General features: G+C 31.7%; 18 protein-coding genes. 3 read left to right on the plus strand and 15 right to left on the minus strand.

Annotated elements, in window-relative coordinates; genetic code table 11:
* Window positions 1-33: 33 nt before the first annotated feature.
* Both cydD and cydC read left to right on the plus strand, forming a co-directional pair.
* Window positions 34-1,755, plus strand: a complete 1,722-nt coding sequence (gene cydD / locus AC0N0V_RS13805; RefSeq protein WP_474458599.1) for a thiol reductant ABC exporter subunit CydD — start codon at window positions 34-36, stop codon at window positions 1,753-1,755.
* Window positions 1,752-3,497, plus strand: coding sequence for a thiol reductant ABC exporter subunit CydC (gene cydC, locus AC0N0V_RS13810; protein WP_474458600.1), 1,746 nt, complete (start codon window positions 1,752-1,754; stop codon window positions 3,495-3,497). Before cydD ends, cydC begins: the two co-directional genes overlap by 4 nt.
* 149 nt (window positions 3,498-3,646) lie before the next feature.
* On the opposite strand, the gene AC0N0V_RS13815 is transcribed toward cydC, so the two are convergent.
* The 7 genes from AC0N0V_RS13815 to AC0N0V_RS13845 all read right to left on the minus strand — a co-directional run bounded on the left by AC0N0V_RS13815 (window position 3,647) and on the right by AC0N0V_RS13845 (window position 11,705).
* Complete coding sequence (locus AC0N0V_RS13815) at window positions 3,647-4,510, minus strand: methionyl aminopeptidase (protein WP_474458601.1); 864 nt, start codon at window positions 4,508-4,510, stop codon at window positions 3,647-3,649.
* A 320-nt stretch (window positions 4,511-4,830) separates the two neighbouring features.
* Window positions 4,831-5,784, minus strand: coding sequence for a 4Fe-4S dicluster domain-containing protein (locus tag AC0N0V_RS13820; RefSeq protein ID WP_474458602.1), 954 nt, complete (start codon window positions 5,782-5,784; stop codon window positions 4,831-4,833).
* A gap of 64 nt (window positions 5,785-5,848) precedes the next feature.
* Window positions 5,849-7,390 (minus strand): HAL/PAL/TAL family ammonia-lyase, encoded by a 1,542-nt coding sequence (locus AC0N0V_RS13825; RefSeq protein WP_474458603.1) that lies wholly within the window; start codon window positions 7,388-7,390, stop codon window positions 5,849-5,851.
* A gap of 22 nt (window positions 7,391-7,412) precedes the next feature.
* Entirely contained in the window at window positions 7,413-7,955 is a 543-nt protein-coding gene (locus AC0N0V_RS13830; RefSeq protein WP_474458604.1) for a hypothetical protein, read from the minus strand.
* Between the two features lie 22 nt (window positions 7,956-7,977).
* Window positions 7,978-8,226 carry a hypothetical protein gene (locus tag AC0N0V_RS13835; RefSeq protein ID WP_474458605.1) on the minus strand — a complete coding sequence of 83 codons (249 nt, stop codon included), beginning with the start codon at window positions 8,224-8,226 and terminating at the stop codon, window positions 7,978-7,980.
* Window positions 8,226-9,629, minus strand: a complete 1,404-nt coding sequence (locus tag AC0N0V_RS13840) for a sodium:solute symporter family protein (protein ID WP_474458606.1) — start codon at window positions 9,627-9,629, stop codon at window positions 8,226-8,228. Before AC0N0V_RS13840 ends, AC0N0V_RS13835 begins: the two co-directional genes overlap by 1 nt.
* Before the next feature lie 432 nt (window positions 9,630-10,061).
* Window positions 10,062-11,705: a sigma-54 interaction domain-containing protein gene (locus AC0N0V_RS13845; RefSeq protein ID WP_474458607.1), complete on the minus strand. Its 1,644-nt coding sequence runs from the start codon at window positions 11,703-11,705 to the stop codon at window positions 10,062-10,064.
* A 194-nt stretch (window positions 11,706-11,899) separates the two neighbouring features.
* On the opposite strand from AC0N0V_RS13845, the gene AC0N0V_RS13850 reads away from it, so the two are divergent.
* Window positions 11,900-12,235 carry a hypothetical protein gene (locus AC0N0V_RS13850; protein ID WP_474458608.1) on the plus strand — a complete coding sequence of 112 codons (336 nt, stop codon included), beginning with the start codon at window positions 11,900-11,902 and terminating at the stop codon, window positions 12,233-12,235.
* Window positions 12,236-12,617: 382 nt separating this feature from the next.
* On the opposite strand, the gene AC0N0V_RS13855 is transcribed toward AC0N0V_RS13850, so the two are convergent.
* From AC0N0V_RS13855 to clcA, 8 genes are all read right to left on the minus strand, one after another.
* Window positions 12,618-13,253 (minus strand): flavodoxin family protein, encoded by a 636-nt coding sequence (locus tag AC0N0V_RS13855; RefSeq protein ID WP_474458609.1) that lies wholly within the window; start codon window positions 13,251-13,253, stop codon window positions 12,618-12,620.
* Window positions 13,254-13,620: 367 nt separating this feature from the next.
* The gene (locus AC0N0V_RS13860) at window positions 13,621-14,577 is read right to left on the minus strand and encodes an aromatic acid exporter family protein (RefSeq protein ID WP_474458610.1); all 957 of its coding nucleotides are present in this window, start codon (window positions 14,575-14,577) and stop codon (window positions 13,621-13,623) included.
* 211 nt (window positions 14,578-14,788) lie between these two features.
* On the minus strand, window positions 14,789-14,968 hold the full coding sequence (locus AC0N0V_RS13865; protein ID WP_474458611.1) for a DUF1540 domain-containing protein: 180 nt from the start codon (window positions 14,966-14,968) through the stop codon (window positions 14,789-14,791).
* A gap of 116 nt (window positions 14,969-15,084) precedes the next feature.
* Entirely contained in the window at window positions 15,085-15,318 is a 234-nt protein-coding gene (locus AC0N0V_RS13870) for a TIGR04540 family protein (RefSeq protein WP_474458612.1), read from the minus strand.
* Window positions 15,319-15,397: 79 nt separating this feature from the next.
* The gene (locus tag AC0N0V_RS13875; RefSeq protein WP_474458613.1) at window positions 15,398-16,807 is read right to left on the minus strand and encodes a glycosyltransferase family 2 protein; all 1,410 of its coding nucleotides are present in this window, start codon (window positions 16,805-16,807) and stop codon (window positions 15,398-15,400) included.
* Window positions 16,792-17,964, minus strand: a complete 1,173-nt coding sequence (locus tag AC0N0V_RS13880; protein WP_474458614.1) for a HEAT repeat domain-containing protein — start codon at window positions 17,962-17,964, stop codon at window positions 16,792-16,794. Before AC0N0V_RS13880 ends, AC0N0V_RS13875 begins: the two co-directional genes overlap by 16 nt.
* A gap of 119 nt (window positions 17,965-18,083) precedes the next feature.
* On the minus strand, window positions 18,084-20,222 hold the full coding sequence (locus AC0N0V_RS13885) for a family 2 glycosyl transferase (protein WP_474458615.1): 2,139 nt from the start codon (window positions 20,220-20,222) through the stop codon (window positions 18,084-18,086).
* A gap of 168 nt (window positions 20,223-20,390) precedes the next feature.
* Window positions 20,391-21,980, minus strand: a complete 1,590-nt coding sequence (gene clcA / locus AC0N0V_RS13890; RefSeq protein WP_474458616.1) for a H(+)/Cl(-) exchange transporter ClcA — start codon at window positions 21,978-21,980, stop codon at window positions 20,391-20,393.
* Window positions 21,981-22,016: the final 36 nt, after the last annotated feature.

Consider the following 22,016-nt stretch of genomic DNA (forward strand, 5'->3'; position numbering starts at 1 on the left):
TGCTTGTTATGCTTGAAAAGGAGTCTGCGTAAAATGATTAATAAAAAACTTCTAAAAGAAGCCAAAATTAATAGCTTGTATATTCCTAAAACTATAGTAAATCCAGTGTTAAACTCAATATTTGCCATATTAAACGCATATTTTTTAGCTCTGATAGTTAGTGGAATATTTATTAATAAACAAAACCTAAGTGAATTAAAAATATATCTAGTTCTTTTGCTGCTAAATGGAGCTTTAAGATCAATTTGGAACTTTATTATAGAAAACTCTATTAAAAAGTTATCTGAGGAAATAAAAGAAAATATAATAAGAAACTTCTTTAATATTATATTATCCTCTAACCCTTACAAAGTTAAAGAACAAAAAAGTGCAGAACTTATTAACATACTCACTGAAGGGGATGAAATGCTTACGCCTTATTTCACCCAATACATACCACAATTTTTTTCAGCAGTTCTAACACCTGTAATAATATGTGCTTTTGTTTTTTTTTATGATAGTATCTCAGCATTGATAATGCTTATAACCTATCCTTTAATTCCACTTTTTATGACTTTGATTGGATATAAGTCTAAAGAGATCAATGAACAGCAGTGGAAAAAGTTAATCATTTTAAGCTCTCATTTTTTAGATATGCTTCAAGGAATGAGAACTTTAAAGATTTTTCACAGAAGTAAAATTCAAGAAGAAAAAGTTTATAAGGTAAGTGAAAGTTACAGAAAATCAACGATGAGTGTTTTAAAGATATCTTTTCTATCTGCCATGGTACTAGAAACAGCTGCTACTATAAGTACTGCGGTTGTTGCTGTTAATCTTGGCTTAAGACTTGTTTACAATAAAATTGATTTTCTAACAGCCTTTCTTATTTTGGTAATTACACCAGATTTTTATTTACCACTTCGTCAATTAGGGGTAAAATTTCATGCCTCTCTTAACGGTGAGGTTACAATGGACAAAATATCTTCTATAGAAGAAATACTTAAAACGGATAACTCAATATCACAGGGATCTTCTCGCAGTAAGATTATTTCAAAAATAAAAGTTGATAAACTAAATTTTTTCCATGGAGAAAACGAAACCTTAAATGATATAAGCTTTGAAATAGATCTACACCAGAAGATAGCACTAGTAGGTGAAAGCGGCAGTGGAAAGAGTACACTTATAAATATATTAAGCGGTTTTTTAATGCCTGATCGTAACTCTGTCTTTATAAATGGTATGGATATTAATAACATTGATAAAAGTTACTACGTACAAAAATTAGCTATAGTGCCTCAATTTCCTCATATTTTTAATATGAGCATTGAAGACAATATTTTACTAGGAAATTCAATCGAAAAGGAAGAGTTTTTAGATATATGTAAGTTAACAAAGATAAGTGATTTCGCAGAAAAATTTAAACAAAAATATAAAACTATCATCGGAGATGGTGAAGCTGTTGATATAAGCGGTGGCGAAAGACAAAGAATAGCCTTTGCAAGAGCTCTTGTAAAAAATGCTGAAATAATTATATTAGATGAGCCGACCTCCGCATTAGATCCTGAAACCGAATATATAATATCACATATAATTAATAATAATTTAGATAATAAAATAGTCATAATTGCTGCTCATAGATTAAACACTATCAGAGCAGCCGATAAAATTATAGTTCTAGATAATGGTTCCATTATTGAAAGTGGAGCTCATGAAAATTTGCTTCAAAATAAAGGAAAGTATTATAATATGATAAAAACTATGGAGATGGAACTATGAAAGTGATTAAGTTAATGAATAATTTGATGAAAATGCATATTCCTCTTATCCTACTCTCATTATTTCTGGCACTGCTGACTATTTTAAGCAATATCGGAATGTCCTCTGCTTCATCAGTTTTAATATCAAGAGCTGCACTTCATCCAGAAGTTTTAGATTTAATGGTTTTAATAACAGCAGTAAGATTTTTTGGTATATCAAGAGGAGTATTTAGATATTTAGAAAGGATTATTTCACACAATACTACTTTTAAAATCCTAAGCAGTCTTAGAAGATGGTTTTTTAAATACTTTAACGAAAATTATTCAGAAAATAACAAACAATTCAAAACTGGCACAATATACTCAAGACTTGTTAATGATGTAGATTCTCTAAAGGAATTCTTCCTAAGAGTTATCTATCCACTAACTACAGCTGTTTTAACAGGAGTAATAACATCTATATTTTTAGTTTTTTTTAGTAAAACAGTTTCATTAATTTATACTATATTTTATGCATTCTCCGGATTCATACTGCCTGTTGTATTATTTAGATTTAATAATAGTATTATAAAAAAAGAGAATACCATTAAAAATGAAATCAATCTAATGCTTATAGACATATTAAATGGTATTCTAGAAGTTTCAATCTACTCTTTGAAAGGTGCTTTCTCTAATAAATATAATCTGCTCAAGCAAAATTTAATTGAGGTTCAAAAAAAGAAACGTCTTATCGCCAGCTTAGGAGACAATCTTTATTCATTTTCTTTAATATTATTAACAACATTTACTCTAGTGGAAAGTGCGTCATTAGTATTAACCGATAAATTAGATGGAATATACTATGCAATGCTTCCTCTTGCAATTATGGCTTCTTTTGAAGCACTTACTCCAATGCCAAATATACTTTATAAGTTAAATGAATCTACTGCTGCATCCAAAAACATTTTCTCATTGATGCCTCAAACTACATCAGGTACACTAGCTAATAAAGAAACTATCTGTGGAAGCAACCTTTCAGTGGAAAGCTTAAGCGTAGTTGAATCAGATACAAAAAACTATATATTAAAAGATATTTCCTTGGAACTGCCACAAGGGAAGAAGCTTGCGATAGTTGGAATAAGCGGCTCAGGAAAAAGCACACTATTAAAAGTTCTACTTGGCTTTATGGGCTACAGTAAAGGCGACATAAAGTTAGGTGGCGTATCCTACTCTAATTTAGATTTAGATGAAATAAGAAAGCAATATGTATATGTAGAACAAAATCCCTATATTTTCAATACTACAATAAAGGAAAATCTCCTTATAGCAAACCCACAGGCAAGTGAAGCATCGATTAATGATGCCTTAAATAGTGCTCAAATTTTCAACTTTGTCCAGAACCTTTCTGAAGGAATTAATACTTTACTTGGGCAGTTTGGTTCTAAAGTTTCTGGTGGAGAAAAACAAAGACTTGCCATAGCTAGAGCATTACTAAAAAACAGCTCCATTCTACTTTTTGATGAACCTACAGCCTCTTTAGATGTACTAGTTGAGAAAAAAATTATCGATGTGCTACATAGTTCAATAAAGAATAAGAGCTGTTTATGGGTAACCCACAGATTAGTAGGTATGGACAAAATGGATGAAATAATTGTTCTCGATAAAGGAGTTATAGTAGAAAGAGGCGTTCATTATGAACTTATTGAAAAAAAAGGGCTTTATTATAAGCTTTGGAGTGCACAAAAATATAGTATTAGAACTGCCTATCCTAATGATTATTGATCCATTAGGATAGGCAGTTCCTGTATAATAATATAAGTCTTACTTTATTTGAGATTTAAGTTCTTTCTCAGGTAATTTATCTATCTAAGTGATGTATTTTTTAATTTGAACTTATTATAACTCTCACATGTATATAAAGTTACAACACATTAAACTAATATTTCCACTCCACTTTCTGTAACAACTACTGTATGCTCCCATTGAGCCGAAAGTAAGCCATCCTTAGTAACAACTGTCCAATCATCATCGAGTGTGACGCATTTATAACTTCCTTCATTTACCATAGGTTCTATGGTAAATACCATTCCCGGTAATAAAAGTACACCCTTACCAGTCTTGGCAAAATGATCTACATGAGGTTCTTCATGAAACTTTAAACCTACTCCATGTCCACCTAAATCTCTTACTACTGAATAACCTAATTTATTACAATAGTTTTCTATAGCTATTCCTACTTCATTAAGATCACCATAGGGCTTAACAGCATTAATTCCTATATACAAGGCTTCCTTAGCTGCTTCAACCAGTTTCACTGCATTTTCACTAGCTTCACCAACTACAAACATTCTACTTGCATCAGAATAGTAACCATCTAATATAGTACTTACATCTACATTAATGATATCGCCATCTTTTAATGCCCTATCCTCGGGTATGCCGTGACATATAACATTATTTATAGAAGTACACACACTTTTAGGGAAACCGAAATAATTTAATGGAGCAGCTGTTCCCCCACTTTTAATAGTGCATTCACTAACCCACTTATCTATCTCATCAGTAGTTACCCCTGGCTTAATTCGCTTTCCTACACTGTCTAAGATCTCATTAGTAATTCTTCCACTTTTTCTTATACCTTCAATCTGTTCAGGTGTTTTTATTATATTAAGGGGAGGAATCGTAAACCCCTGTTGTTCATAAACATATAGCTTATCATCTTCTTCCATATGACACTTTTTGTACTTTTTGCCACTACCACACCAACATAAATCATTTCTACTTGGTCTCTTCATAAATGCATCTCCAATCAAATATTTAGTCTTATATATAATACTACCACTGTATAATTTTTGTTAACTAAAATCTCAAGTTTATCCCATTACGCTCAACTTTAACTTATCTTTTATTTTAATTAATGTCTTTACAATCGATAATATTCTATATATATTATGATAAAATTATATTAAACTTACAGGAACAATGTCAAATGTCAGCATAAATCTATGCTGACATAACGTTTTATCTTTTTATTTTATAAATGTACTACAATGCCAATTTAATATTCTGGTTGCTTCCTTACTCACTCTTGATTAGCTAATTGTATATAACAAAACTATTTGTTATATACAATTGCCCCTTTCGGGCAATTTTCTGCGCAAATAGTACATCCATAGCATTTTTCTTTATCAAATCTCATCTTTTTATCTTCCGCTCTATAAAACGCTCCGAAGTTGCACATTTTCTCACACTTTCCACAGTGAATACAATTTTCCTCATTCCAATTAAGTTCATAATTTGACTTAGGCCATATCTTCTTTGAACCAAGCATTTTTGAAGCCCTAAATGGATAACAACAGCACCCATCACAGTTACATATAGCATCCTCTTCCGCTGTATGCATCAAACCACTTTTATCAGCTTTCTTTAAAACTTCTTTAGCGTCTTCCTTAGATATCTTTTCGCCTAAGCCCCTATCAGCTGGTGTATTAATATTACATCCAAATTGAATACATACATTTTTAGGCTTATCACAATTTAACGCAATTGACTTACAATTACAAGGCTGTAGGTATATTTCTCTTTCTACGTTGTCAATCAACTCTTCAGCTTCTTTTAGATTTATTAGATTGCTATTGTGTAGTGGTATATTTTCTCCATGGATTTTTTTCTCAATAGCCTCTCTATAATAGTCTATATATGTGTCGAAACACCATTTGTCTAATTCTTTTCTTTCATCCTCTGGAATCACTTTCCACATCTCTAACTCATATTGAGCAAAATAAGTTAACCTTGTATAGAAGTCTGCTATTGAGAAGTAAACCTCTTCACCTTTTTTAACTTTTTTAATAATAGCTCTTTTATAACAATTTATTAAGAAAGCTTCTTCACCAACATTAAAGTTTTCTTTGATTAAGTTTTTTAACTCTTCATCACTAAATTCTTTTTTATCCATAAGGTCAATTAATTTGATTTCACTTTCCTTTAACATTAGCATTGCCTGGTCATAGAACTGTTCTGGTACCTGATAACATTTCATGGCTCTCAAATAGCTTTTTTCAGATATCATTACTACCTCCTTTTTTAAACTGACAATAAAAACCTCCGAAAAATAATATTCGGAGGTTTTTAAATTAGAATTCTAACTCTCCAATTATTCCTTCTACTGAATTTAATATATGTCCTTCATGAATTATCTCATATATATATTGAATAAATGGATATAAGTATTGATCACTTTCTAGTTTTGGTACAGATTTCCTGACTAAATCATATACTAACTTTGTTGCTGGTGACGGACTTAATGGTTTTAATAAATCCATTGCTTGAGATGCGTTTAAAAACTCAATTGCTAATATATTCTCTAAAAGCTTAACTGTTTGATATGCCTTCCTAGAAGAATTGTATCCCATCCCTACATAGTCCTCCTGATTTGCACAGGTAGGGGTATTATCTATTGTTGAAGGCGTTGCTAGCATACGCATTTCTCCTAAAAGTCCTGCCGCTGTATACTGTGGAATCATAAACCCATTATTAAGACCTGAATCCTCAATCAAAAATGCTGGTAACTCACTTACGTGATGATTAACAAGCCTATCTATTCTTCTCTCGGACATCTTTGCAATAGTTGTCATTGCAATGCAAGCAGAATCTGCTTCTATTCCTATATAAGAGCTGTCTGCATTGCATCCCATAAGCGCTATACCATCCTCATTCTCAGGGTAAATAATTGGATTATCGCAGCAAGAGTTCAGCTCAATAGCTATTGTTTTAGCTGCATCCTTAAGAGTCTTCTTAGCTGCACCATGAAGTTGTGGTATACACCTTATTGAAAGTGCATCCTGCAACCTATAGTCTATATATTTGTTTGCAATCTCACTATTTTCAAGAATTCTTAAAACATTTCTTGCAGTCATTGCTTGCTCTTCATGAGGTCTCACTGACTGCAACCTTGCATCAAATGCCCTAACAGTACCTTTTAACACCTCTAAGCTCATTGCACCAACAATATCTGCAGTTTTTGCTGCCTTTATTGCGTCATATATCGCTAATGCTGTTAAAGCTGTAACAGAAGTTGTACCTGAAACCAAAGCTAGACCTTCCTTACAACCTAATTCAATCGGCTTTAGTCCTGCTTCTTTTAATGCTTCTTTTCCATTTAATAATATTCCTTTAAACCATGCCTTTCCTTCGCCTAAAAGAACCAAGCTGATGTGCGCCTCCACAGCTAAATACCCTACTGAACCATGACTAGGTGCAAATGGTGTAATCTCGTTGTTTAAAATATTTGCGATGCTTTCTAATGTGTTCAACTGCACACCGGAAAATCCTTGCCCCATGTTCTGAAGCATCATTAATAGAATTCCTCTTACAACCTCTTTCTCTAACGGTTCGCCTAATGAGCACGCATGTGATCTTAGAATATTCTTTTGGAGTGTAATTGCATCTTTAGGAGAAATGATTTTATTACAATTTTCTCCAAACCCTGTGGTCAAACCATAAATAATTCTCTTTTCGTTTAAAAACTTCTCTACCAATCCTCTTGATCTGCTTACTTTTTCGCAATAGGATGGTGAAAAATATACTTTTGCACCGTATCTCGAAACTGCAATAAACTCCTCTAGTGTAGTATGCTGCTCTCCTAGCATAACTTCACTTATCTTTCTTGGATCCAACCTTCCTCACCTCACCTTCTAACTACCTATCCCTATGGGAGCCGCAACCATCCGCAGCTATTGGAAGATACCTGACTTTCTTACCTTCAATCACATCGCCATAAAATGCAATCCAATAAGGCCTAAAAATACTCTCTATTTTTAACACTTTAAGTTCCGGTATCCCACCAACATGTCTATGCATTACTTTAGTGGCTATTTTTCTTCCTTGGTTACTAAGATACTGATTATCCTTATCTGACAACTGAATATCCATATCATCTACATTTTTTATAGTAATAATATCTGGCATACTTTCTACCCATGAGACTGAGCCAGTTGTCCCATCTGCAAGCATTGTAATTCTCTGCTTCTTTATGCCATTTTTGCGAAAAAGTAACCTTTCAATAAGTGTTGGATGGTGAATAGCTTCAAAAGTAATTAGCTTAAACTCAATAAAATATCTTTTAACTTGAGATACACTTTTACCAGCAAACACTGTTCTCCAAAGCACCCCACCTTTAGCTTCAGCTATTTTTTCCGCTTCCGATTTATCAATTTTAATAGGAAATGACTTGATATCCATTAACTTCTTCTCCTTACCAATCTTATTTTTGTTGATTGATATCTGTACTCTTATCTTTTGGCTTTGAAAATTTAAAGATAATAGATAAATAATTAATAAATATTAATGTTACTACAATCATAATCCCATATGGTATCAATTGTCCTACAATAAAGTCGTTATGGGAGGAAATTGCATAGTATATAATACCTACAACTACAAAATACAGCGCTACTAAAAAACCATCAAGTCCAATCCACGATATATCCAAGTTATTTTTCGATTTTGACATTATAACGCCTCCCTCACATCTTCTTTTTCAACTGATTTTCCTATTTGATTCCCTATAATCCATGCTATAAGAGACAACGGAAGAGCTGCAATCAATGGTTCTAACTCAAAAGCTTTAAACGGAAACACCTTGAAATATGCAAAAGCACCAGCACCAATTATTAAACCTAAATAGCCACCCATCGGAGTTTTTTTACCCTTCCAAATAAGCGCACCAACAATTGGAACAAAGCCTGCTGCCATCCAAATGCTGCCGACAAATATGAAAGCATCCTGAGCTGTTGGAAATTTAAATGCAATCATAAGCCCAGCAATTGAAACGAGAACAATACCAACTCTTGTCAGCAAAACTAATTGTTTCTGACTTACATTTCCTTTAATTCGTCCATATATATCATTTGCAAGAGTTGCAGCAGCCGATAGATAATATCCATCTAAAGCAGAAATAATTGATCCTGCAAGACCTATAATAAAGAGTGCTCTTATACCAACTGGCAAACTTGTTAAAACTAACTTAATATATCCTTCGCCTGGTGCAATATCTGGATACTTTGCCTTAACTATAAGTCCAGTTAAAGTAAGCACTATATCGAAACATATCCAAAGTACAAAACAAGATAGCATAGCTCTTCTTCCTGATTTAGGTGAATCTGCTGCAGAAAATCTTTGATAGAATGTAGGATCCGCATAAACACCAAATGCTAGAACGCAGAGCATCAATGCCTTCATCGGTGTCAAACCACCTATTGGGTCCATTAATTCCGGTGTTTTAGACAATGCATGTTGAAGGCCTTCCCATCCACCGATATTTGACCATTGACCTGGAAGTACCATAGTTAGTCCAAAGCACATACACCAGAATAATACCATGTCTGTAACAGCTACTCCCATAAGTCCACCAAGTACTGCAACTATAATAACTAAAATAATCAATATTGTCCCTGCAGAAAAATTGCTTATTCCCCAAGCTGCCTTACCAATAAAGCCCATAGCAGTTATTTGACCAATTTGTGTACAATAAACTAGCATTAAAACTGCCCCTAGAATAGCTACCCCTTTACCATACACACTATCTAGTAAATCTGGAACAGTAATACCTGTTCTTACATGAATTTTAGGACCTACCCATAGAGCTAATGGCATACGTCCCGCATGAGCTGTTACACACCAAATAACCCACACAGATAATCCATATAAAGCTGCATATTCAACTGTCCCCACTGTTCCAACTCCACCATACCATGTAGCTACCAGTGCACCTACAGTTAGGGACCAAGGTAGACTTCTATTTCCAAGATAAAAGCTTTCCATATCCTTAACAGCCCTTGAAAAATAAGCTCCAACAGCAACTATAAAAATAGAAAAAAGAATTATAATTACATTATCAATACCGGATAATAACATCTATTAACCCCCTCTTTCACTAATTTAAGGAATTCAAATAGTTAATCATTTATGTCATAATTTAAAGCTTTAAATGTCAAATAAAATCTTCTACTGTAAAATCTCCATTCCCTAAGTAAACTTTCTTGATTTCTTTAGGATCTCTTATTAAAATTTCATAATCAGTATCAAGCACAGTATTATCAATCCCCCTCATTATCCAAATATAAAGCTAACCATAATTTTTTCCTACTTATTTAAAGTCATATATTATAGATATAAAGCAATAATTATACCAAATATAAATAGTGTTTATATTTCTCTTATTAAAAATTTTATCTATTGAAATTACAATGACCTACTTAAATTAACTAATCTTATTGATAATCTTTCATTTATATTCATAACCTTAAAAGCAAAGTCATTTTGCATTAACGCAAAATGACTTTGCTTTTATAAATCATATTTTTTTATCCTATATTGTAAGCTTTGCCTTTTTATTCCTAGCTTATCTGCTGCTTTTGTTATATTATTTTTATATCTCTTAAGTGTATTCTTAATTACCTCTTTTTCGTACCGACCCATTATTTCCTCTAAAGTTGTTAACTGCAAAATGTCTTTGCGATTTGCATCTAAATTTTTACTTAGATATTTAGGTAAATGCTGAATATCTATAACATCGCCGTTCATAGTATTAAAAGCATACTCAATACTATGAACAAGCTCCCTTATGTTTCCAGGCCAGTCATATCCTTTAAATTTATTAATAACTTCTGATGATACTTTTTGTACTTTCTTTGAATAATGACGAGATAACTTTTCAATGAAATATCGAGTTAATAAGTCAATGTCTTCTATTCTATCTCTTAAGGCAGGAATGTTAATTGTTACTGTACTTATTCTGTAATATAAATCATTTCTCATTTTATTATTTTTAATTAAAGATAGTGGTTCCTCATTCGTAGATGATATAATCCTAACGTTACAATCTATGTCCTTTACTCCTCCTACTCTCCTAATTTTTTTCTCCTGTAATACACGCAACAGCTTGGATTGCATCTGGATACTCATAGAGTTAATTTCATCTAAAAATAAAGTTCCTCCTTCTGCCTGCTCAAATAATCCCATTTTGTCAGAACTTCCTGTAAAAGAGCCTCTTTCCGTTCCAAATAGTATGCCTTCAATTAAACTTTCAGGAATAGCTGCACAATTTACTGCAATAAATCCTTTACATTTTCTCCTGCTAGCAGAGTGAATACTTTGAGCAAATAACTCCTTACCAGTGCCAGTCTCACCATAAATCAGTACAGAACAATCTCTGTCAGCTATGTTACGAGATAAATTAATTGCTTCCAGAAAATTATCATCCTCGCCAATTAAGTCATCAAAATTATAATATTTTAAACTGTAAAAGTTTTTTCTCTTGTGATTATCTTCATTATAATTGCTTTCAAATATAAATTTCTCGAAAGTTTTTATCCTCCGATTATATTGTTCAAAAACTGATGAATCTTGCACCATAACAACACTCCCAACCAAATTTTCATCAACAAATAATGGATATCCTGAGTTGATTGTTGTAATTAGTTCACCGTTTTTATTTTTAAAGTTATCACATCTATTAACTACCGATGCTTTATTTTTAATTGTGTTCAAAGTTGTACTGTATTCCTCTTTTAACTCATATATGTCAAGCAAATGTTTTCCAATAATATTCTCTCTGCTCATTTTTTCGATTTTCTCATTATATTTATTGCAAAATAAAAGATAGCCATTTTTGTCATACACTTGAATTCCTTCAGAAACACAATCTAATACTTCCTCATATATTCCACTATTGTCTGAGTACTCAGTCATATAGAGAATATAACCTGTCCCCATTATATTTTCTGTTTTAGTGTATCTAAACATAACCCCTCTCCAGCTTACTAATCCCTTGTTCTTGTGTAAGTCAATATCGAAAAGACTTCCTATCTCTTTACCAATATACTCATTCCAAACACTTACTTTATCGTTATTACTACTAAAATTCCACTGTTCAACGTGTTTCACAATGTTATTATTATCTAAAAAACATATAATATCACAAGATATCATGAAAAAGCCCCCTACTGCTTTTATTATAAATATACTATTAACTTAATATTTTACCACAAAATGTAAATATATCAATGATATATAAACTTAATTACTAAAATATATAATATTTTCGTTATTACTACTTTAAATATTGATTAATTTTAGTTTTTTTGGATATACTTAGAAAGGTGTTTAAGAAAGGAGGCTTGCAAATGGAACATAATACACATAGCAATCACGAACATAAACATAGTATCGCTTGTGGGCATACTAAAATTCAACATGGTGATCATATTGATTATGTACATAATGGTCATCTTCATCATATACATAATAATCACTGGGATGAGTGCAGCATTCCTATTGATGAAGTAAACCCAAATGTTGAAAATCACACTAACTGCGGTTGTGATCATGGTGCTGACTGTGGTCATGAAATGGTACAGCATGGTGACCATATGGATTATCTAGTAAATGGAAGACTTCATCATGCTCATGGCGATCATTGCGACGACCATGGTCCAGTGGAAATTGTTATGGTAGGATAACATTCGTTTTTATCTAGTATTAGATTAACACCTACTAAACTTTAGATTTCATTAGGGTGTAACGGAGTTGTATTTACCAATTATTTAAAATCATTTGTAAATATAACTCCTTCTCTATTTAATCACTGACTCAATTGATGCTCTTTTTTCAGATATCTTTATAATATTTAACAACAATTTATTTATTAGTATAAGCTGTCACTATATACCCTAAGGCTTGATTATTATGCTCTCCATTATAGTACCTCTTAATTATAACTTATATATGATTTATAAAAAAAGGCATAGCAAAATACGCTATACCTCCTTTTATAAACCTTATATATATTTATAGACACTTCTTAATATAAGTGCTTTTCAATACTTATTTATAACTAAATAACTAACGAATAAAATTCGTGAATACTTTTTTCTCTTTTCCAGGTTCCTCCACATCACACTTGCCATTCTCTGCAAGTTTGAGTAACCAAGCCATATTTTTACCTAAGGTTCTCATTATTTGAACCCCTTCCGCATCTTGTAAAACTTCTCCCGGCGCTGCACCATGTATAACGTTCCAATAGCTTGATGTAGGCATAAGCATCTCAGAATAATTGATGTAGTTATTCAACTGTTCAAATGTAGTAACACCACCAGAACGTCTCACAGCTACTACAGAAGCTCCAACCTTATGTCTTAGCATACTGTTATTAGAACTTGATACATAAAAAGCTCTATCTAAGAATGATTTCATTGTACCTCCTATCGCTGAATAATGAACAGGAGAACCTAGTATTATTCCATCTGCTTCTTTCATCTTCTGAATCCATTCATTTACAGAATCTCCTGGCAAAACACACTTTTCATTTTGATTTCTGCCACATCCTCCACAAGCCATACACCCTCTTATGACTTGATTGCCTACATGTATGATTTCTACTTCTATTGATTCTTTCTCTAATTCCTCTGCAACTAATTTTATTGCATGATAAGTATTTCCTTCCTTTTTAGGACTTCCATTAAAAGCAACAACCTTCATTTTTACTCCTCCACTCCCTAAATAACTTTATTGGTTTTATTTTAATCAACTAATAACCAATCTTAGTATATTTCAATTCTAAGGAGCTATCAAGTACGCACTTTTTTGTAAGTTAAGTCACTTTAAAGTAAGTATTCAATATAAACCATTTATTAAACGAATCAGCCCATAATCTAAAATAAACCTTCAAGTGCTAAAATGTTTATGATTCTCCTTGCAGATAGTATGTTTTACTCTTTAATTGGGACTCCTAATTATTATGTATCATATCTATATTTTATTTGTATACTGTTCTTTCATACTCTGACCAAAATGTATTTCTTTGCCTATCGACAGATCTTTTCAGATATTAAAATGTTTTCTCCTTTTATTTATCATTTATTATAAATTCATATTTAATTGTTAAAAACTGCTCCATATCGTTTAAAAACTGAAATAGCATGGCTCTATTTTCGAATTCCTCTCGAGTGGAAGGCAATGACATTTGTTTAAAATCCCCCCTTAAAGAATTTAATTTTCCCAAAAGCTGTTCTGCCGTATTCTCTTCATGTAACGAGTTTGCAATTTGTTCTGTGAAATTAGCTATCATAGTCGTCTGCTCATAAGTCATAAAAAACCGTTGAAAGTGTTGTCTCATCCTCTTAATTGACTCAAACTGACGTATTCTCATCTCCATATATTTGACATAATAGCTAACGTCTAAAAGAAAGTAATTATTCAAATTATTATACGCTCTATTCCTACCTGTATGTAACCTTTCTTCAAGTTCTTTGAATAATACTTCTCCTTTTACTAAATCATAATTATTCCTCAAAGCCTTTGACATATGTATAAGAATTTCTCTCATCTTTTCTTCTATGTATAGTTGATCCTGTTTAATTAAACTTTCCATACTTGGCATATATATGTTTAAGAAAAGAGCAACTCCAATTCCTACAATCATTAGTCCTAATTCATTCCTAATCCAAAATATATCCGAAGATTTTTGGACTAGTAAATGGGTTACAATTACAGAGCTGACCACTATGCCTTGGTCTAAATCAAATCTTACGGTTAGTGGAATAAAGATCAGGAGAAATACACCAAATGCTATGGCATTATAACCTAGTATTCTAAAAATAACTGAAGATATAAATAATGCCAAAATACAAGCCCCTATTCTCTGCGCTGATATTTTAACAGACTGTTTCTTAGTGTTTTGAATGCTTAAAATAGTAATAACACCTGCTGATACAGAGTACTCTAGTCCTATTTCTTTTGCTATAATCATTGCTATTGAGGCACCAATGCCCGTTTTTAGTGTTCTATATCCAATTAATTTCATAAAAACTCCCTTTTGCAGTATTCCTATTTCTAGGTAAAACATTTTATAATAAGTTATTTTTGTCCTTAAACTTTAAGAACCTATTACTTATCTACTGTGTTATACTTCAAAGCTATATAACAACAACTATATATCATATTAATGTTACAATAAAAAAACAAAGCCCGCTAGACAAAATTGTTTATTTCTAGCGGACTTTGTTATAAACTTATTAGTGTGCTTGTGATTCTGGAATGAATGTTGCACAATCTGTATCTTGTGTGTTACTTGCATTTCTTGGTTGAACTTCTATCATTGATGCTGAGCAATGATCGCCAGACATATAATAGTGACAACTATTAACAACACATTTAATTCCTTGGTTAGGATGATTCATTTTTTCTGGTAACATATTTTCCTACCTCCAGTATAAAAGTATTTACTACAGATATTATTGTCTTCAGAATTTAATCTTTTATACCCGAAGATAATTTGGTAACACTTTCCAATCACCAGTAAACCTATAAGTTACTTCATTGTTTCTGATATCTTATTTATAATCTCTACCCTATCAGTACCTAATACAGCAGCTAATTTTGTTGGCATAAATCCATTTTTATAAACCATGTCTCCATTGGCATTTATTATAGCTGTGACCGTCTTCTCTAACTCTTCATATCCTATTAGACCCTCAAAATAGGTGTCAACTAAATCTCTCAATTTACTAGCTAATTCCTTTGGGTTTCTATAACTTGCTCTCATTTTAATATACTCCTATGTTATTTAAATTATTTTTTGTAAATATAAGATATTATACTGTATTTGTCTAGGTATTGCAATCCTAGCTGTCAAAACGTTCTCTTTTTATTTTTCCCCAACTATTTTTAAACTTATTAAATCTTAAAATTGCATCTATTCTGAAGAATGTTGTCATTTGCCTATACCCAAAGTTTTCTAATATACCATACCATGAAAGTCTAAATAACTGCCTAGTAGATGGATATTTGCTAAAAGTATATTCTTCTAATAAAATAGCACCTATAGATAATATTATCCCGTAAAGTGTTGATGAAACTAAAAATAGTATAAAATATCTAACGTTTAGAAGCCCAAATGCATAAGATAAAGGAATAAAAATATATCCTAAAACTTCAATAATTGGACCAAACATTTCAAATACCCAAAAATATGGAGCTCCAAGCATACCTATTATACCGTATTTAGGATTTAATAATAATTTTTTATGTCTAAATAAGCTATCCATAAGACCGATTTGCCATCTTCTCCTTTGTCCTCTTAAATCTCTAAATTTCTCAGGTGCTTGCGTCCAGCAAACAGGGTCTGGTATAAACTTAACCCTATATTTCAACTTATTCTTTCTTAAATATTCATGCATCCTAACTACTAATTCCATATCTTCTCCAATGGTGTTGCTTGCATATCCTCCTACTTCCACAACAACATCCTTTTTAAATGCTCCAAAAGCCCCCGAAATAATTAATAAACATCCTAGTGAATCCCACCCCATTCTTCCATTAAGAAAAGCTCTTAGATACTCAACTACCTGAAACATTGCCAGTTTATTGTGAGGAAGTCCAACCTTTTCTATTTTTCCATTTTTGATTTCACTGCCATTAACAATTCTAACAATTCCACCAACAGCAACTGTTAGTTTATCCTCAATAAAAGGCATAATTACTCTTACTAAGGAGTCACTCTCAAGTATCGAGTCAGCATCTATAGAGGTGAACACTGGATATCTTGATACATTTATACCAACATTAAGTGCATCTGCTTTGCCACCGTTCTCCTTATCAATTAAAGTCAGCTTTGGAATATCAAGATTCCTATATATTCCTCTAATCTTATTTGTTTTTATTAAATATCTGACTGGTTGATCTATTTCTTTTAAATTAAAGGCGTCAATAATTCTATTTAAAGTATCATCTTTAGAACCATCATTAATAACGATAATCTCAAATAAAGGATAATTTAAAGATAGTAAGGATTTTATATTACCAACTATAGTATTTTGCTCATTATAAGCAGGTACTAATACTGAAATTGGTATCATGTTGCTCGATCCAATATATTTTCTATAACTGGAATAATCCATTTTTTTAATATAATCATATAAACTGAAGGCAGATAAAATTAATAATATAAAATATATAGAATTAATACAAAGCACATAATAAAGCATTACATTGTTAAAAGCTATTACAATTTGTTTAATTAATGCTCCATGCATACATCTGCCTCCTCTCTTTTCTGTCTCTTATATTCATTAATTCTTATAACCAACATTCTTTTATTAAAGTCATTGGAGGTCTCATATAAATGTAGAATGTTTTTAGGGAGATTTTCTATTGCAGAGATAATTATATCCTTAGCAAATCTATCCTCCCCTCTGAAAACATAGGAAACTATCTCCATTCCTTCTTTATGATTTAATATGGTTGTAGCCGTATTATATCTAACATGCCATTGTTGGTCTGATAATGCCTTTGCAAGGGGATGTAAAATTTTTTTATCATCAAAATTACTAAGGATTCTTGCTGTTACTGCTCTTACTTCCCACTCCTGATCTTCCAATAGCTTAATCATCTCATCCAAATATCTTTTATCGCCAATACTACCTATTGCCTTAATGGCTGCGATTTTCATTTCTTTATTTTCACTTGATAGATGTTTTGATATTTCATAGCTTAATGAAACATCCTTTTGGTTTCCAGCTGATTTAATAAATACGGAAGCAATAAAATAGTTATTAGAGTTTATCATAGCTCTATAAATCTTATTTTTATCTCCCTCAAAGCTATCCACTATTTCTATTAAACTTCTCTCACTAAGAATTACCGCTGAATCAATATTTTGGAATGCTTCAATGAAAGAGTTTTCTTCTCCTATCTTTGCAAGTGCTAAAAGAATATTATACTTTACATCACTGTTAGTGGTGCTTATTTCGTTTAGCAGTGGCTTAACTGCTTCCTTACTTCTATACTCACCTAGTCTTTTAGCAGCTAATGCTTTCTTAAAATTATTTTTATCTTTTAAATTACTTATTTCATATTTTACAATTCCGATATATTCACATAGTTCTACGAGTTTGGAGAAAAATTCCCCCTTAATATTCTCCAAGTAATGAAATAGCCTTTCCTCTACTATTTCTCTTTTATACTTATTCTTGCAAATTTTTTTTATATTATTTAGTGTAGAAAGGGGGATACTTTCTCCATTTATAATTTGATTAATGTTATAGTTAATATAAGGTACTAATTTTTCAGAGTATCTTTTTATTCTTTTATTTTTACGAATTTCTGTAATTTTTTCGTATAGTATATAAATATACAAGAAAAATATTACTAAGGAAAAAAACGTTATTGAGAAATAAGCATACTCTTCCATAATTACCTCCTACTCGAAACATATCTGATATTCCCTCAGTATAAGCCTTCATAGTCTAGCTTTCTATTTAACCTTAAACTCTTCTTCTTATTTTGAAGCCGATGTTAAATATGTTTTGTTCAGTTAGTTCCTATAGACTTGAACGCCTTTTTTAAAATATCATAGGATGGTTTTAATCTTTCGTGATAAGTGGGAACTTCCCATTCCTTCCAATTATAAAATTCCATATTGCTGTTAGCAGTAGTAACATCGTTTTTAATTAGTATTCCTCCTACATAAAGTCCTTTAATCTTAAAAGAATCTATTTTACCTTTTTCATAAAAATCACTTATAATCATTTTTTCTGAAGGATCCATAACATTTAAAAGTTGCCATGGTATTCTAATTTCTATTTTTTCCTTGTTTATTGCATAATCCGTTAATGAATTATAATCCTTATGATCAGGATTGCCATCTCCTAATACTAATTTTCCTGTTTCAAATTTTTCTAAAGGAAGTAATTTTTTATCTTGTGGCAAATATAATTCCTTGTTTAAACATAAGTATATAGGGTTAAAATTTCCATTATTCTTTTTTTCTAAAGCTTCATTTCTACCCATTATTTTTAGCTGGTTTGCATAGATATAGTAAAAAATATCATAATAGGAATCTACAACTATCTTTGAACCAGATTTTTTGTCTATTGAAATTACCATATCTGCTGGTCTTTTAAATTCTACATTATAATCATTATATTTCAAATTCCCGGAATTTGGTGTTATATCGATAGGAACAATTAATTTATCTTTTTCAAAATCAAATCCTTTTATATCTCCCATAATATAAAGATATTTTTCGTCACTTTTAACATATAGTTTCATGTTATCTGTCTCTGTTAAAGGCTTTTCATTCTTCCATTCAGAAACATCTCCATCTACATAACATACGCTTTTATCTTTTCCAGGATCAAAAGCTAGAATACCAAATTCTTGCTCATTAGTTTGAGGATTAGACCAATAAGGTCTTTTATCTGGTAGATCTAAATCCATTGTATTCCAAGTCCTTTTAAACCATTCATCCTGCCAGGTAAAAACTAGACCACCAGCATAACCTTCCTCGTAGATATCCTGTAACATAGCTGCATTCATTTCACCTTGACTTCTCTCGTCTACATTTCCTTGATTATATCCCATATAAATATTTTTGTGTGCTATACCTCTTGCTGCTGGTATTCCAAATTCTGCCACCAAAACTGGTACTGTGTGCTCTTTTATTAAGTCCTTTAAGTAAGCCTTGTAGGTATTAATTTTTCCACTCTTATCCTTATATGAAGCATACTCATGTTGATAATTCATAAAGTCAGGATAGTACGGATATATATGATAAGATGCGAAGAGTCCAGGTTTGAAGGAACCTTTTTTCTTTATATGCTCCGTGTTTACTTCGACCATATCTTCTTCTTTTAAGGGTTCATTTTGATGTTTTAATAGATCTGTAGTTGGCCAATTTGTAAAGCTTAATGGTCTCTGCATCCCATATTTTTCAGTTTCATACTCTATCGCATAGTCTCCCACTTCACTTAAAAATACTTCAAAAGGCGAAGCATTTTCAGTATATAAATATTTACCATTAAAACCATTTACCCTAGCATTAATCTTATTTGTGTTGTCTACAAGATTTGGATCCCATTCTATTCCTAAAATCCAACCCATTACATAAGGTGATATGTCCTTTGTATAAACACCACTAGCATGACCTTTTTTGAAAGGAAGTTTTGCATTTCCATGTATTATATCAGTTAGTGTCTTTATATCTTCTTTAAACGCATCCTTGATTATGGCGTTATAAGCATCTTTATACTTAGATATATCTTCCTCATTGACCCATACACCTTGAAAAATATATATAGGTTTCAATGATTTTTGGTTGTATTCATATAAAGCATCATAGAACTCTGGTTTAAGTATTGTATATACTCTTATTGAGTCTGCATTCATTTTTCCAATTTCCTTAAACCATCTCAAATAGTCGTCTTTTGTTATAGCTAATTCTCCAGGGAATGCACCTGGTTTGGCCGCTCCTATATTTAATCCTTTAACAAACGATTTTTCCCACTTTCCATATCTATATATATAGAATGACTTGTTGTCAACCTTAGAAATGTAAGATATTCCATCGTTTTTATATGCTGATATTTTATTTCTAACTAAAAATAAAAACTTATAACTTAAAAATCCCGATAAAATAATAATTGTGCAGAGTACTACAAATTTTTTCAACGCCTGTCCACTCTCCCTGACTTCTATCAAAAATAATCTTTATCTTAGCTTATGCAACAATAACTAAAAGTAAACATTTAATCTTAGAAGAATAAAAAATAGATTTCTCTTTTTCAAATATATTATTTATAATAACAAAAATTATAGAACTTGTGCACAATTTTGTCACTAAAAGTTGTCTATAACACATTTTTCTCCTGCTATAGATAATATTCCTCTTATTTCTCCAACATTTTCTTCATTAGTCAATACAATCAAATAATCACCTGCATAAATAGCAGTATTACCTTTAGGTATAATTTCTTTTTCCCCTCGTTTTATAGCCACTAACAGACATTCTTTGGGCCACACAAATTGCTTTACCTTCTTTCCTTCAAGGCAACTCCCATGATGAATTATAATTTCTAAAAGCTCTTTGGCATGGCATCCACCTTCTTCCACCTTATCATTACTTCGTTTTAAAATTCTTTCCAATAAAGCCTCGTATATAGGCTTTGATCCCAATATATCTGCTACAATGTAAGCACTAATACATACTACAGTTAGGGATAGTAGGTGAGTAAAGGAACCTGTCATTTCAGTTATTAAAATACTGCCTGTAATTGGTGCTCTAACAATAGCAGTAAAGTATCCTGCCATCCCAAGTATAATGAAGTTATTTATATAATTAGGATTAAACTGCAGTACAGAAACCATAGTTCTTCCATATATTGCTCCTATTAAAGCCCCAAGGACTAACAATGGAAAGAATATTCCTCCTGGTGCACCACAACCGAAACTTAACATTGAAAATATAAATTTTACTAGTAATAAAACAAGTAAAAACTTGATTGCTATGGGTTCATTAATTATAGAATTAACTAACTCATGCCCACCACCTAATACCTGCGGTAGGATTAATCCTAATACCCCTGCTAAAGCAAAGGGAATCATTGGCCTAAATTGTACTTTTAACCACTTTTGCTTTATATACAAATCCTGAGTCGCTAGTATTGTATGGTTGTAAAATGCCCCAAGAATCCCCAGTAATACACCTAATATAATTAAGAATGCGTAGTACTTTAAAGGAATTGGTGACATATTTCTGAATTGAAACACTGGTTTTAATCCGAAAAATTCCTTTGATACAAAATCCGCTGTAACAGAAGCTGAAGTTGCCGAAATCAATACTAATGGAGAGAAATTTTTATGTACCTCCTCTAAAGCGAAAATAACTCCTGCTAATGGAGCATTAAAAGCAGCAGCTAGCCCCGCACTAGCACCACTAGTGATAAGGTACTTTTCTTCAATCTTTATCCTTTTAAATATTTTACTAACTCCTTGTCCAACAGAAGCTCCTAGCTGTATAGAAGGACCTTCTCTTCCAAGAGATAAGCCAGCACCAATAGCTATAACTCCACCAATAAATTTTTTAATAATTACTTTCCACCAAGTTGCACTAAGCCGACCTAATAAAATGCCTTCTACCTGAGGAATTCCACTTCCACTAATCATAGGTTCATTTTTAATCATAGTTCCTACAATGTAAGCTCCAGCTAGTAATATAATAATCCAAAAAGGTATAAACCAATTATTATGTACTTGGAATTGATATATTTTTTTAGCTAGTTCTTCTACACATTGCAGTGCTAACCTGTAAAATACAACTAGAAGTCCAGCTAATGCCCCAACTATAATTCCCTCTAGCACTAGTTTAAATCGAAAGTTTCGCCAGTGATTTAACGTGTTGTACGTATTATGTCTATTTTTTTCATCCATTGACCTTCACCTCTGCTATACATATTAAACATAACA

The sequence above is a fragment of the Clostridium sp. CS1-1 genome, assembly GCF_056135525.1.

Coding starts and splice junctions, on each gene's coding strand:
- cydD (WP_474458599.1), top strand. CDS start 34: ATGATTAATAAAAAACTTCTAAAAGAAGCCAAAATTAATAGCTTGTAT.
- cydC (WP_474458600.1), top strand. CDS start 1,752: ATGAAAGTGATTAAGTTAATGAATAATTTGATGAAAATGCATATTCCT.
- AC0N0V_RS13815 (WP_474458601.1), bottom strand. CDS start 4,510: ATGAAGAGACCAAGTAGAAATGATTTATGTTGGTGTGGTAGTGGCAAA.
- AC0N0V_RS13820 (WP_474458602.1), bottom strand. CDS start 5,784: ATGATATCTGAAAAAAGCTATTTGAGAGCCATGAAATGTTATCAGGTA.
- AC0N0V_RS13830 (WP_474458604.1), bottom strand. CDS start 7,955: ATGGATATCAAGTCATTTCCTATTAAAATTGATAAATCGGAAGCGGAA.
- AC0N0V_RS13835 (WP_474458605.1), bottom strand. CDS start 8,226: ATGTCAAAATCGAAAAATAACTTGGATATATCGTGGATTGGACTTGAT.
- AC0N0V_RS13840 (WP_474458606.1), bottom strand. CDS start 9,629: ATGTTATTATCCGGTATTGATAATGTAATTATAATTCTTTTTTCTATT.
- AC0N0V_RS13845 (WP_474458607.1), bottom strand. CDS start 11,705: ATGATATCTTGTGATATTATATGTTTTTTAGATAATAATAACATTGTG.
- AC0N0V_RS13850 (WP_474458608.1), top strand. CDS start 11,900: ATGGAACATAATACACATAGCAATCACGAACATAAACATAGTATCGCT.
- AC0N0V_RS13855 (WP_474458609.1), bottom strand. CDS start 13,253: ATGAAGGTTGTTGCTTTTAATGGAAGTCCTAAAAAGGAAGGAAATACT.
- AC0N0V_RS13860 (WP_474458610.1), bottom strand. CDS start 14,577: ATGAAATTAATTGGATATAGAACACTAAAAACGGGCATTGGTGCCTCA.
- AC0N0V_RS13865 (WP_474458611.1), bottom strand. CDS start 14,968: ATGTTACCAGAAAAAATGAATCATCCTAACCAAGGAATTAAATGTGTT.
- AC0N0V_RS13870 (WP_474458612.1), bottom strand. CDS start 15,318: ATGAGAGCAAGTTATAGAAACCCAAAGGAATTAGCTAGTAAATTGAGA.
- AC0N0V_RS13875 (WP_474458613.1), bottom strand. CDS start 16,807: ATGCATGGAGCATTAATTAAACAAATTGTAATAGCTTTTAACAATGTA.
- AC0N0V_RS13880 (WP_474458614.1), bottom strand. CDS start 17,964: ATGGAAGAGTATGCTTATTTCTCAATAACGTTTTTTTCCTTAGTAATA.
- clcA (WP_474458616.1), bottom strand. CDS start 21,980: ATGGATGAAAAAAATAGACATAATACGTACAACACGTTAAATCACTGG.